Origin of the sequence: Cohnella terricola (assembly GCF_007786475.1) — a bacterium.
GTDB classification, from domain to species: Bacteria; Bacillota; Bacilli; order Paenibacillales; family Paenibacillaceae; genus Cohnella; species Cohnella terricola.
The window spans coordinates 1-13,085 of the sequence record NZ_VNJJ01000017.1 but is presented as its reverse complement, the minus strand read 5'-3'; the positions used below and the strand labels follow the sequence as shown (position 1 = coordinate 13,085).

The 13,085-nt window shown below is 36.9% G+C and carries 15 protein-coding genes; 2 read left to right on the top strand and 13 right to left on the bottom strand.

Annotated features, from left to right (window positions below):
- Positions 1-57: 57 nt before the first annotated feature.
- The 4 genes from FPZ45_RS21235 to FPZ45_RS21220 all read right to left on the bottom strand — a co-directional run bounded on the left by FPZ45_RS21235 (position 58) and on the right by FPZ45_RS21220 (position 3,175).
- A complete protein-coding gene (locus FPZ45_RS21235; protein WP_186438498.1) occupies positions 58-927 on the bottom strand; it encodes a GNAT family N-acetyltransferase in 870 nt (289 codons plus the stop codon).
- Positions 928-1,062: 135 nt separating this feature from the next.
- Entirely contained in the window at positions 1,063-1,575 is a 513-nt protein-coding gene (locus FPZ45_RS21230) for a hypothetical protein (protein WP_144706269.1), read from the bottom strand.
- A 225-nt stretch (positions 1,576-1,800) separates the two neighbouring features.
- Positions 1,801-2,403, bottom strand: a complete 603-nt coding sequence (locus FPZ45_RS21225; RefSeq protein WP_246120537.1) for a DinB family protein — start codon at positions 2,401-2,403, stop codon at positions 1,801-1,803.
- Between the two features lie 184 nt (positions 2,404-2,587).
- Complete coding sequence (locus FPZ45_RS21220; protein WP_144706268.1) at positions 2,588-3,175, bottom strand: chloramphenicol phosphotransferase CPT family protein; 588 nt, start codon at positions 3,173-3,175, stop codon at positions 2,588-2,590.
- Positions 3,176-3,505: 330 nt separating this feature from the next.
- Here FPZ45_RS21220 and FPZ45_RS21215 point away from each other — a divergent pair, with 330 nt between their 5' ends.
- Both FPZ45_RS21215 and FPZ45_RS21210 read left to right on the top strand, forming a co-directional pair.
- Complete coding sequence (locus tag FPZ45_RS21215) at positions 3,506-3,739, top strand: hypothetical protein (protein ID WP_144706266.1); 234 nt, start codon at positions 3,506-3,508, stop codon at positions 3,737-3,739.
- A complete protein-coding gene (locus FPZ45_RS21210) occupies positions 3,723-3,989 on the top strand; it encodes a type II toxin-antitoxin system RelE family toxin (RefSeq protein ID WP_222430799.1) in 267 nt (88 codons plus the stop codon). Before FPZ45_RS21215 ends, FPZ45_RS21210 begins: the two co-directional genes overlap by 17 nt.
- A gap of 259 nt (positions 3,990-4,248) precedes the next feature.
- Here FPZ45_RS21210 and FPZ45_RS21205 read toward each other — a convergent pair whose 3' ends face one another.
- From FPZ45_RS21205 to FPZ45_RS21165, 9 genes are all read right to left on the bottom strand, one after another.
- Positions 4,249-4,953 carry a DUF1963 domain-containing protein gene (locus FPZ45_RS21205; protein WP_222430798.1) on the bottom strand — a complete coding sequence of 235 codons (705 nt, stop codon included), beginning with the start codon at positions 4,951-4,953 and terminating at the stop codon, positions 4,249-4,251.
- Positions 4,954-5,188: 235 nt separating this feature from the next.
- Positions 5,189-5,689 carry a hypothetical protein gene (locus tag FPZ45_RS21200; protein WP_144706264.1) on the bottom strand — a complete coding sequence of 167 codons (501 nt, stop codon included), beginning with the start codon at positions 5,687-5,689 and terminating at the stop codon, positions 5,189-5,191.
- Positions 5,690-6,830: 1,141 nt separating this feature from the next.
- Positions 6,831-7,475 carry a hypothetical protein gene (locus FPZ45_RS21195; protein ID WP_144706262.1) on the bottom strand — a complete coding sequence of 215 codons (645 nt, stop codon included), beginning with the start codon at positions 7,473-7,475 and terminating at the stop codon, positions 6,831-6,833.
- 276 nt (positions 7,476-7,751) lie between these two features.
- Positions 7,752-8,159 (bottom strand): hypothetical protein, encoded by a 408-nt coding sequence (locus FPZ45_RS21190; RefSeq protein WP_144706260.1) that lies wholly within the window; start codon positions 8,157-8,159, stop codon positions 7,752-7,754.
- 473 nt (positions 8,160-8,632) lie between these two features.
- Positions 8,633-8,920, bottom strand: a complete 288-nt coding sequence (locus FPZ45_RS21185; RefSeq protein WP_144706258.1) for a hypothetical protein — start codon at positions 8,918-8,920, stop codon at positions 8,633-8,635.
- Between the two features lie 317 nt (positions 8,921-9,237).
- A complete protein-coding gene (locus tag FPZ45_RS21180; RefSeq protein ID WP_144706256.1) occupies positions 9,238-10,215 on the bottom strand; it encodes a hypothetical protein in 978 nt (325 codons plus the stop codon).
- Positions 10,216-10,425: 210 nt separating this feature from the next.
- Complete coding sequence (locus FPZ45_RS21175) at positions 10,426-10,734, bottom strand: hypothetical protein (protein WP_144706254.1); 309 nt, start codon at positions 10,732-10,734, stop codon at positions 10,426-10,428.
- Between the two features lie 291 nt (positions 10,735-11,025).
- Complete coding sequence (locus FPZ45_RS21170; protein ID WP_144706252.1) at positions 11,026-11,826, bottom strand: inositol monophosphatase family protein; 801 nt, start codon at positions 11,824-11,826, stop codon at positions 11,026-11,028.
- Positions 11,827-12,073: 247 nt separating this feature from the next.
- Positions 12,074-12,631: a hypothetical protein gene (locus tag FPZ45_RS21165; protein WP_144706250.1), complete on the bottom strand. Its 558-nt coding sequence runs from the start codon at positions 12,629-12,631 to the stop codon at positions 12,074-12,076.
- Positions 12,632-13,085: the final 454 nt, after the last annotated feature.

Sequence of the window (13,085 nt, the reverse complement as noted above, 5' to 3'; positions counted from 1 at the left end):
ATGGCCCGATGCGTGAATATGGTGTTAGAGGAAGTAGTGCTCTTCTATGAAACGCGTTCATATCAGGTTAATCAAAATTACTTTGTACTCTAACTGTTTTTCAAATCCTGTTTTTTCTGCAACTCTTATTGATGGTATATTTGATTTCCAGCAATCCCAATATGGAATTATATTTTTCTCTAGGCACTTAATTAGAAAATGGATAGTATTTGCCGTCGCTATCCCTTTTCCTTGATATTCTGTTATACTCTCAATGCCAATTCCACAATGAGAATTGCTGTTATATTCCGATGTGCACCAACTAACAATATTACCTTCTTCATTAGTGGCGTAATTACCAAAGCCATTAAGTAAAAATGACTCTTCACTGCCCCACATGTTAACGATTTCTTCTATCATTGACTGATGAGATCCTGGACTCTTCCTCAATATTGCTTCCCGGTTAATTTCTTTGATAACTATATCTGTTTCTAAGAAAATCTGAGGAAATGGTTTATTAAGATTATGTTTGTACAGTATCCTATTGAGAATCCTAGGGTTAAAATCTTTAAGAGAATTCAATATAACCGATTCATCGGCTTCTTTGAAATATATCTTCAAGACTCTCAATTGACTTCTTACTTCTTTATCTAATAAATGATCTGTTAAGAAATGAAGTACCCTTACCAATTCATTGGTAGTCTCTTCATCACCATTAATATAGATACAGTGTCCTTTGTCCCAAATTAGAATCATCGTTTGATTCTCATTCACAAAAACTTCTGCATCTTTCTTCCCTTCTATAATTGAATCCGTAATAAACAAGTTCTTCTCGCCCCAATTAAAACGCTTGATAATACCAAAGTCTTTCTGTACCAACTGCTTCAATGAACTACCACCTTTATTAATAATTTCTACCACTATTTCCTCTAACGTTCGTGTATTCACAACGTCCAATCCCCTTAGATAGCTCTTATCATAGGGGATTGGATGTATCTGCCTGAATAATCTTCCTTGAATTACCTCTGATAGATCAGGGCCGTATGGCCCGAAGCGTGAATACTTTGTTAGGCGATGCCCACTTTATTGATAATTATAATCGATTCTAATTTCTATAATCTTCATATTCTTTACATTAAAATCAAGACTATAATTCTGATTATTTATTACTAATTCATATACAATTACATTAGGATCATCCGTTACATTGCCTCTATTAATTATCCCAGGATAATATAAAAGCATTTTCCCTTTACTATCTCCTACTTTTATTCCTCTATAGCTTTTATATTTATCAGATTTAAAAATAGCCGTCACTAATGACCCACCAAAAAATTCCAACCGCAAGTCTTCATAGTCAATGTTCTTATAATAAATTCCGGCATAGGTATCTGCATCTTCTCCAAGAATTCCATCCTCAATGTATTTTGCCTTACCAAGTATATTTATTAAATCAAGATGTTCCTCAAACTCGCCAACTTGAATAGATTTATCCTCAACGTGAAAAGAAAAATCCCTATAAACAGCGAAATTATTCTGAGAAACTGTATGTGACAGGCAGATCGCAAATGCTAAAAGAAGTTTAGATAAATACATGTTATTTACCTCTTATCAATTAGTGGTTTCGTCTAACGTTCTTGTATTCACGACGCCGAGAGGCTTAAGGGGACGAAGTCTCCGGGTGGCTCCGCCACTTAGCCTCGCAGGTGTGTCCGGCTGATTCTGCTTCCCTTTATACTGAAATGCCTCTCCGGACCCACATCTAACTCCTGCCGGACCGAGGGGCAACGCCCCGATGCGTGAATATGGTGTTATCTGATGCTACTCGGCATCTTTGAATCTGCAGTACTCATCTATTACACCTTGCATTTGAATAATATGACGTCTTGCATGCTGACATAAAAAATAAATATATTGATAGACATCAATCTTTCCAAGATTATTTACTGTCATTGTTGTTTTATATAAAGTCCCTTCACCATTTGGTATTCCATGTAGCATATCTTTACATTCGTTTATCTGCTCTGCTAATATTGTTTTTACTTCAATTAATGATTTATCACCTTTTGGTTCCATATGTTCTGGTCGTATCCATTCAAATGATTTATGTTTAGCAATCTGATCAAGTTCGCTTAAATTATATTGATAACTTGATAATGCTTCATTTAGGTCGACCTTCCTTGCAAGTTCTTGAGCCTTATTAAATCCTTTACGGATCAATATTAATAAAAAATGATTGGTTATTTGTTCGATACTCCACCCTATTTTAGGTCTAAATCTTAGCAGTTCTGAATCTAAATCAAACCACTTATCATAATCTGTTAATGTTTGCGAGAGTTCCTGACCGATGAACTTTATTGTTTGATGTATTGTCATTGTTTGTCCCGCCCTTCGAGTAGTTTCAGATAACGTTCTTGTGTTCACGACGTCCCACCTACTTAAGGCGACGAAGTCGCCGGGCGCGATGCGCTTAGTCGGTGCGGATGTTTCCGGCTGAATTTACTTCCCCGCTGCTGAAATGCCGCCCCGAAACCACATCTAACTTCTGCCGGACTGAGGGCCGAATGGCCCGATGCGTGAACATGGTGTTATCTGAAGGATACGGCTTCTAAGAAACACCAACACTTCTTTTATTTAACTTCTTAAAAGCAGAGCATTCACGATTTGATCTAATAAAGTTTAATATCAAATTAGCGCATTCATCTGGACTCAAGGTTTCAGTATTTAGTTCAAGGTCATACTTATTAAGGCAATAAACTTTATCATACTGTGAGAGTGCTAAACCAATCTCTCTATCTCCCCTTAGTTTTTCTCTCCTAGTAAGCTCCTCTTTCGAGCAAGTTACTCCTACAAGCAGTACAGGATGATCCATTAATAAACCTAGAAATGTATTAAATCGTTCATCCGTATCATTTACTGTATCTACAATGATATTCGTCCCCATTACCGACATAAATTTAATTGTTGAATAAAACAAAGTAATCAATGGTTCAATAATTATATTGGTTGGGCCTTGCACATCTTCTGCATATTTGGTGTTAATGAAATCAATGTAGTCATGAAACAAACCATTAAAAAAATCATCAATTGATAAATGATAAAACGAGATCTCATTTTTGTTTAATAGTTCAGTCGATATGGAAGTCTTTCCAGAACTTGAAGTTCCATTTAGAAAAACTATTAACCCTGGCTTCAATTTAATCATCCCTTCAATAATCACTACGTATCTTTCAGATAACGTTCCCGTGTTCACGACGCCGAGAGGCTTAAGGATTCCAAAGATCGAACTTTCATTACGTTCGATCAGGTCCGGTTGCGCTTGCGCAGTTAGCCTCGCAGGTGTGTCCGCCTGAATCTTCTTCTATGAAATCCCTCGGGCGGACCGAGGGGCGAATGCCCCGATGCGTGAATATGATGTTAGGTGATGTTGCTGACTTCCTGGAACACTTGATCAATATCCTTATGACTGAATTTCTGAATTGGTGTTATAATGTTATTAGGATATTCCTTAAAGGGGTTGAATACTTTGGCTGTTTCCAAAAGTGATCTTAATCAATTAATTCAACAGTTGTCTGAAGATGACCTTCCAATAGCAGCTGATTTCCTAAAGAACTTGGTTAATAAATCCAATAGGCATATTCCATGGGACGATGAACCAACAACTGAAGATGATCTCAAAGCTATTAAAGAAGCTAAAGAATCGTTTGCCCGTGGCGAAGGTATTAAACTAAAGGATGTTTTAAATGATCTACTCAATTGAAATTGATAAGGATGCCCTTAAATATCTTCAAAAATTAGAACGTCCTTTACGAATAAGAATTACAAATGCCTTACAAGTTCTTTTGGAAAATCCCTTTAATTCGGAACTTGATATCAAAAGGTTAAAGGGAACAGAAAGTGAATTCAGATTGAGGGTTGGCTCTCATAGAGTAATTTATTCTGTTGAAAATCAAAAACTGATGATTTATGTAATCAAGATTAGCTCTCGTGGTGATGTCTACAAACACTAGTTCAATTCTTAACAGAATTGGACGTTTTTATTTGTACTTTAGCAATTTCACCTAACGTTTTGTATTCACGACGTACAACTCCCTTAAGCCCAAAGGGCGTCGCGATGCGGTTAGGTGGTGCGGATGTGTCCGGTTGCTAATGCTTCCCCGTAACTGAAATACCTCTCCGAATCCTCTTCTAACTTCGTACCGGAACGAGGGTCGAATGGCCCAAAGCGTGAATATGGTGTTATGTGAAGGTCTCGACTTCTTCGAAATACTAAAAACATTGCCATTCGATAACCCACTCATTAGATCCTTCACTTGTTGTTCCTCGACCAAAGTAACCTACGCCACTGTCTCCCCAATACCAATTCCCCTTTTCAGTTGAATCGATTTGAAATACAAACAGAGGATTTACGGGATGCTGATTATATGGAGCCCAATATATTTCTGATTGTATTGTTGTTGGCCATCCACCTACTTTAAATCCTGAAACATTATTCAAATGATTATCATAGAATTCGTTGACTTCTTCTGTAATGGGTATGTTTTGTTTGTTTAACTCCTCAACAAAATCATCCCAACAAGGATAGTCTTCTTCTATTAGTGATGGTTTCATCTCAAAAACCATTATATTAGATTCATATGGGACGTTAAGTATAGGGACAAGATCTTTAATACATTTATAGGCTCGAAGACACCACTTCTGTCCATTTGGATTATTATCCGGAAGTTCGTCACTATCAATAAACAATGTGATCATTTCAATATCCTTCAGTAATTCTGGAATATAAGGTAATTGAGTTATGTTAATTTGGCATAGTGGAATCATAGGTTTATTATTTGAATAAGGCCATTCTTCATTGGGAAGCGATAAATTTACCTTACCGAATATAGAACTTGTTAGTTCTCCGGAAGGTCTATAACCACCGATCTGAAACAAAGTAGCTTTCCTTTTTATTTTTCTCTTAAGGTTTTCCACTTCAGTGCAACTCCTTATAAAATATGTATTTCGAGACTTTCAAATAACGTTTCCGTGTTCACGACGTACATTCACCATAAGGAACTTTAGGTCCGCCGCGATGCGGTTCGGTGAATGGATGTGTCCCGGCAATCACTTCCCCGACTTATCATCCGGGACCGAGGCGGCTTGTCCGCTGAAGCGTGAACACATTGTTATGTGATGCCACCCACTTCTTCGAATTCTCACTAGTAATTTAGTTATATATTTGAGCTCTTATCTTCGTTATTTTAGACTCTAGTATGTTCTGGAAAATACTTGCTTCTTCAACCTTAACATTATTATTAATGAGTTCATTATTCAGATCCCTTTGAAGTTCAATCAATGACTCAAGTTTTATTGTTATATACCACTTTGTCCATTCAGTCACTAAACTATCGTCGTAGCACTCACCATCAAGATAAAAAAACATCTTGTAGTATCCAATATTCTTATTCCTATAAAGGACATCAAAAATAGATACTACTTCCTGGGAATACTCACTATCTGCGATTTGGTATTCCGGATGAAAAGTTGTTTTATACGCTATGGTATCAACTTTTATTGTAATGTCATCAAGATTAATCTCGTCAGAAAACATATTAACTTCTTCCGGGTACTCGTTAAGATAATTCTTAAAACAGACCCAGAAGCCGTTTATAGTTCTTTCAATTATTGAATGAGTTTTTATCCATTGTTCCAGAGAAATAGGGTCCACATACTTCATCCATTCTTTATATGTCTTTGGGTGGTTTCACATAACGTTCCTCGTATTCACGACGCGGCTAAGCCTTAAATATCTCCTATCTTGGGCTTGGGCGTGTGTCGTCTGAATTTCTTCCATCATTATACATCTGACGACCCAGCGGCGTAAGCCCCGCAGCGTGAATACGATGTTATCGGATGTTAATGCCCTCTTAGATTTCCACTTAATTAATTCTTGATCGTAATTAACTCATAGTAGGTTTTATGGAATTCTCTTTTATTGTAAAGGTATTTGCAATTTGAAAATAAAGTAATACAAGATATAATAGTCGTTGGAGGGTACTTTTTTGCTTAATTCAATCAGAGGAGGGGATGTCGATGAAAAAAATGTTGATTGTTTACAAAACGGATGTTTCGTATTTGTTAACCGGATAAACTTTTTATATAGATTTACTTTCGCTGGGTAAATCGCCAATTCTCATTCATTGCCCTTCTTTGGTTTGAATCTGTACCCTCCATAAATTTTCGCTGTTACCATTACAACACAATCTAATTGGCTGCCAACATAGCGGGGCAACGGTGAGAGTCCGTTGCCCCCCTCGAGTTAACAATAGTTGCCGAGGTAAACTACTATGGAGGGCAATTAGAATGAGTAATTGGCGTGGTACAGCGAGCTATGTAATTGAAGTGTTAGTTTTCCTAGTAGGTGCATTCGGGATGATATTTTTCCCCTGGTTTCAGGGCATCATCGCCGCAATAAGCCCTACGGCTTTCGGGATTGTCTGCACTTCCTTGATGGGAATCATATTGCTATACTTACTTAGAAGAAAATAGCACACAACCCTAATTACAGGTAAAAAGGAGAGCTGATCACTCTCCTTTTTATTTTTAAATTTGGAAATCTCGTAAATAATATCTGACAGCGACTATTACAATCTCACCAGCTTTGCATTAATTTCCGATAACGTTCGTGTATTCACGTCGTGGCGACAAAAGCGCCGGCCGCGATGCGGTTAGGTGGTGCGTATGTGTCCGGCTGATTCCGAGTTCGCTCCAGTCGAAACACTCCAACTCCTACCGGACCGAGGGGCAACACCCCGATGCGTGAATATTGTGATATTGGCAGTTAATGGCTCCATGAGTTCTCTTATATATTATTTCTTTATATTGTTCTCTCTCAATTTTGTATTTATTAATTCATTAATATTTTTAAAATCTTCATAATTCCTCATTAATGCCCAATCTGACTCTAGCTTAATAACTTCATTTGCTGTTATATAAGGTTTTAATATAACAATCTGGTGCTGAAAAGTTGTGTTTAAACTAAATATCATTGTAGTTTTAATAATTATTGACAAAATATAAACGAAAATAAATATATATGTTATGATCTCAAGAGTTCTAAAAGTCCAAAAAATACGTTTTATCCTCTTCCATCTTACTGTAGATCGATACTCTTCTGTATAATGATTAGAGATCTCAATAGTCTTATCTAACGCCCGTTCAAGCAAATTGTCCAACCTTTTTACTTTTTTTCCTTTGAAAAAAATTGTAAAAATGGACCATATATATAGCGCCAGTACCAAAGAAAAAATAATAAAAATAATGCGGTCATTTCCTTTCGAAGTTTCAACGATGATTCCGTTTAGATAACTTGTCCAGAATTGATTTCCTGAATTCTTTAAAAAATTCCAAAATAAATTGATCAAAGGATTGAAAATCGAGACTAAAATGATTGTGGCTACAATGCTTGATAATACACCAATTCTAAATTCATTTGTTTTTAATATACGTAACACATAATTACCCCCAGTTGTTTGCAAAGATATTTATGTTTTGTAATTTGTACATTGCATTAATTTCCGATAACGTTCTTGTGTTCACGACGTCCCACCGACTTACGGCGACGAAGTCGCCGTAAGTCGGTGCGGATGTGTCCGGCTGATTCTGCTTCCCTGCTACTGTCAATTACATCCCTGAATCCCATCTGACTTCTGCCGGACCGAGGGCCGAATGGCTCGATGCGTAAACATGGTGTTATCGGAAGTTAATGCCTTCTCGGTATACCTCTAAAATCAATTATTTAAATTATGTTTTTCAAATTTATTGATAAGTTCTTTATCATCGATATCTTCAGACCAGTCAGATTTAATCCATAACGGAATTTCCAGTAAATTTTGAAGCTCTTCAACTGCCTGCTCACAATCATCAATATTCAAGATTTCATTTGATTTTTTTATGTGTTGGTACTCTATGTGTTCAGACAAAATACTTATATCAGCACGTTTTTCTTCAAGTTCATAAGCTTCTCTAGTTTCTTCTGAATACCAAATATGTCCGGTTTGCAGTCCACCATTCAAAAAGAAATTCAATTCAAAAAGATCATCATCAAAATATGAGATTGTTAAGATCGGAGAATTTATAAAACTCGAAAGCTCTTCTCCAAATGCTTCAACTTCTCCCCAATAAAAAGAATCATTCAATACACTAACCCAACCTGGTCTTAATTCACCAAGGTAATAAATGTTCTTAGTTTTATTTAATTCTTCAAGTATCGATTCAAAACCTGAAACATTTCAAGATTTCTACTTGTTTGTGCTCTGCCTGAAGAAATATCCTTCAAGGCAGAAATCACTTCATTTTTATAACTTGTAATGATATGAATGTTTCCAAATTTAGTTCCTACAGAAATACCTCCACAAGATAAATTGCATTAATTTCCGATAACGTTCTTGTATTCACGACGTCCCACCGACTTAAGGCGACGAAGTCGCCGGGCGCGATGCGCTTAATCGGTGCGGATATGTCCGACTGATTCCACTTCCATTAAGCTGAAATGCCTCTCTGAATGTACTTCTTACTCCTGTCGGACCAAGGGCGAATGCCCGATGCGTGAATACGGTGTTAGATGAAGTCTCGAACTCCTCTGACCCAACCCACAAAATAAAATATTTTTCTATCTTCCTTCAAATTCATTTGTTAATACCCCATCAATATATACTTTATATTTTGTTTTTCTTAAACCAGCAAAAAAGAGTTTTCGTGTTTTCTCAATTTTTACTTTGTGTCTTTCTTCTACTCCAATCTCTAGATTATAAGTCTTTGTTAAACTTACTGAAATTATTATGAAATCCTTTATTAATTTCTTTCCATTAACACAAATGCTTAAATTGCCCCAAAATTGATTGAAGCTGAAATCGACTCTGTGTTTCTCATTAATTCCTACATCAAATGAAAATTTCATTTCACTAACCTCATTTATGAGTAATTTATATCTTCAGAATATTTCTTTTGCTTTGAACTTAGTAATAATCATTTTGACATTCTTTCTATTTATAGATCTTTCGAGATTTCATCTAACGTTCTTGTATTCACGACGTCGATCCCCCTTAGATAGCTCCTATCTTAGGGGGATCGATGTGTCCGGCTGCTTCTGCTTCCCCGAAACTGAAATCCCTCTCCGAATCACTTCTAACTTCGTGCCGGACCGAGGGCGAATGTCCGATGCGTGAATACGGTGTTATACGAAGCCACTTCTACTCTGCAAATGCAAACTATTATTCATATCTTTCTTATTGATCTGTTCATATCACTAATTGCTTTTTTTAAATTGTCGATTAATGCGGGAAAAGCATTAATATTACAGATAATAATCTGAGTGAAATATTTATTCAAAAGGTACCTTGTGGCCAATGATAATGATTTACCAAAATTACTTGGATATTCAAAATCATAAAATTTATCATTTGATTTCTTCCGCATTTCCTCTAGCTCAACAATAATTGGCAAATCTTCTAAATCAGCAAAATCAGCAAACACGTTTTGACAATGATTTCGAAAGTCTGGACCATAATCATGATACAGTAAAATATATGGGACCGATTTGCCCAAATCATTAATTGTATCCGCGGAGTATATTGTAGATACAGAGTTCTTAGAATTCAGTAATATCAAATCTGCTGATGTCACCAAAATAGGACAAATAAAAATAGGCTCGATATCATCCACATGGTTTCCAAAGCTTATTCTATCGTTAAATAATGCTGGTAAAGCATACTGTAGTTGCATTAACCCATGTTTTATTTCAGAATCATAAACTGAAGGACTTTCTCCTAATCTCATTTCGGTTGCTTTATATGCATACTCAAATAAATCATCAAATTTTTGCGCTGGTTTAGTTGAATTGATAAAAGAGGAAGAGAACTGGTCAATTATCCTAATTGTATTTCCTATTGTAAAATGTGAATAATCCGGTTTGTTTGGATCAGGCAAAAACAACCATTTAACGTTCTCATCCCGGTACTTACATTCAACCAATAATTCTACCTGCGAGGAAATCTTATGTTCGTTACTAAACGGGGGGAATGCTATTGCAGAGATATCTACTGAAAAGTCTTTGTGTAACCCCGTGTCATTTCTACTATATGTGTAATCTGCACTCACCGAAAAACCTTTTGAAACTAAAATTTTTGCTACTTCATATTCAAGAGGCAGGCTTGATGAAAGTAATTTGCTCTTCCACTTCTTCGAATCCGCCATAATTAACTCCCCCGCAGTTAAGTGGTTTCGTATAACGTTTGTGTATTCACGACGTCCCACCACCTTAAGCCCCGACAGGGGCGGCCGCGATGTGGTTAGGTAGTGCGGATGTGTCCGGTTGAGCCTGCTTCCGTGCATATTGAAATGCCTCTTGAACCGCATCTGACTCCTGCCGGACCGAGGGGCGAATGCCGAAGCGTGAATATGGTGTTAGCTGATGTCCTGGACTTCAATGGGATGCTTACACAATATTCTTTCTTCAAGTATCTTTATATGATCATCTAGAGAATTGATTATGAATTGTGGTTTGACAATTATATGAAAATGATCTTCTCTATAGGGAAGTCTTCTGACCAGTGGAAAATCTATTACCGAGTCTTTGTTTTCTTCGTTAGTTTCTTCAAAGAGCAATTCATCAATTCTCAAAACTTCCTTATCTAAAATCTTCTGTCCATATATAAATAATGTTTCTTTGTACTTAGGAATTCGTGAACTAAAACTCATTTGTTCTGTTTTCATTATTTCAATTACTTTAAATTTGAAAATACAAATCACCTCTTTATGACAGTGAATATATAAATATTTATTTGGATTCTATGGTTTTTTCGCACTTTCCAGGATTTCAGCTAACGTTGTTGTGTTCACGACGTCCCACCAACTTAAGGCCACAAAGTGGCCGGGCGCGATACGCTTAGTCGGTGCGGATGTGTCTGGCTGCCTCCACTTCCCCGAGATCCCTCTGCCAGACCAAGGGGGCTTGTCCCCCGATGCGTGAACACGGTGTTAGGCGAAGTCAGTCACTCCCTCGAGTCAACTCAAACCTGTTCTCACCATTCGTAATAATTGTTCTTTATGGTCTGGATGGCATGCAATGATATATGGTTCTGCATTCATACCTGTAAATGGATTACCATCAAAATCTATTACGATCCCTCCAGCTTCCTTTACCATTAAGATTCCAGAATATAAATCATCACCCTCTGAATTAAAAAGAATGATTCCATCTATGTCTCCTTTGGCAAGCATGCACCACACAAGGGTAGGAGCCCATAACCTCATCATTCTCTTAAAACTAATATCAATAAATTGCCTTAATTTAACTGCCTTGATATCGTTCTGTACTTTATGTCCTTGAATCCATCCAATATTTCCTTTGAGAATATTCGGATTACTTTTAATTTTAATAGGTCTTGTATTACAGTACGCCCCATGATCTCTGACTGATGTAAAAAGTCTATCTGTCATAGGTTCATAAATAACTCCCAGTACAGGTTCTCTCTTGTACATCAAGGTGATAGATGTAGTAAATACAGACAAACCGATTGCAAAATTATTGGTTCCATCTAATGGGTCAATAAGCCATAGCCAATCATTCTCTTCGCCTATTACTCCAACTTCTTCACTGTGAATTTGATGATTTGGAAATGCAGTTCTAATCTGATTAATGATAATCTCTTCAGCAATATGGTCTACTTCAGTAACCACGTCTCCAAAATCATCTTTAGATTTCAATTCTACAAAGTTATCAAACTTCTCTTTAGAAATCTGACCAGCTTGGCGAATGATTCTTTCTGATAATTCCTTTGCTTTGAAGATAATCTCGTTATCCATTTAGCACCTCTGGATTCATGGTCTTGACTGATTTCGCCTAACGTTTTGTATTCACGACGTCCAACTCCCTTAAGCCCGAAGGGCGGCCGCGATGCGGTTAGGGAGTTGGATGTGTCCGGCTGATTCCACTTCCTTGCTACTGGAATGCCTCAATCGAATCCTCATCTTGCTCCGGTCCGGACCGAGGGCTTATGCCCGATGCGTGAATATGGTGTTAGGCGAAGTCAGAACCATCCTGAATAATCAATCAATTATTGATATTAGCAAATGGTTTTGCCCCGTAATGACTTGTAAATTCTTTAATATATTCAATTTCTAATTGCCTTGGTTCTAGTTCTTCATTAACTAACCATGCAACCAACAAATTCTCAAACCCTTCAATTTGCCAGATGTACCGGCCACCTCTATGTCCAATCGGCTTCCCTGCTCCAAAATCTAAATATTGTTTGATTCTGCTTCTGAGATTTGAAGATGAACTTTCGTTTAGTGACCCAGCTTTTCCAAAATATAAAACATATGATCCATCTACCCATTTATTTGAAAGCGCCTCAATATCTACTGTTGGGTCTTGATTCTTAAACCATCCTGCTTTGCTTTCCTTTAAGAATTTGATTTTATCGAATGTATCCTTATAAATCACATAAATACCTCTTGAATTCGGGATTTGTTTGCAAGGAGTATTTATTATTGAATGTATTGGGATGAATCCTTCAAATCCTCTTGCAGATAATAAATCTCTATTCATTCTGATCCCTCTCTTCTTAATATGCTTAATTCTGATTTCGCCTAACGTTGTTGTATTCACGACGCCCCACCACCTTAAGTCCGAAGGACGGCCGCGATGCGGTTAGGTGGTGCGGGTGTGTCCGGCTGATTATGCTTCCCTGCAGCTGATATGCCTCTCCGATCCACTTCTATCTTCTTGCCGGACCGAGGGCGAATGCCCGATACGTGAATATGGTGTTAGGCGAAGTAACTGACTTCGATGGACAACTGACAATCCTCTTTGAAATTAATTGAAAATAGAATATCATTAATGTAACTAATTAGAAATATTGAGGTGTATTATGAAAAAGTTAAAATTAGTAACTACATATGTTATATTATTTTTTTCGGCTCTCTTAATCGTATATTTGTTTCAGAATATCAATAAGTCGAATAATAACCTAACAGATGATCTGTCGAATAATGTTGAAACAGCAATTACAAATACGTCAAACAACTTTGTATTGAAAGATTTAACAAAGTCTAACAATGTT

Bases quoted from the DNA above. Each gene is read 5' to 3' on its own strand.
- FPZ45_RS21230 (WP_144706269.1), bottom strand. From the start codon at position 1,575: ATGTATTTATCTAAACTTCTTTTAGCATTTGCGATCTGCCTGTCACAT.
- FPZ45_RS21210 (WP_222430799.1), top strand. From the start codon at position 3,723: ATGATCTACTCAATTGAAATTGATAAGGATGCCCTTAAATATCTTCAA.
- FPZ45_RS21185 (WP_144706258.1), bottom strand. From the start codon at position 8,920: ATGAAATTTTCATTTGATGTAGGAATTAATGAGAAACACAGAGTCGAT.
- FPZ45_RS21180 (WP_144706256.1), bottom strand. From the start codon at position 10,215: ATGGCGGATTCGAAGAAGTGGAAGAGCAAATTACTTTCATCAAGCCTG.
- FPZ45_RS21175 (WP_144706254.1), bottom strand. From the start codon at position 10,734: ATGAAAACAGAACAAATGAGTTTTAGTTCACGAATTCCTAAGTACAAA.
- FPZ45_RS21170 (WP_144706252.1), bottom strand. From the start codon at position 11,826: ATGGATAACGAGATTATCTTCAAAGCAAAGGAATTATCAGAAAGAATC.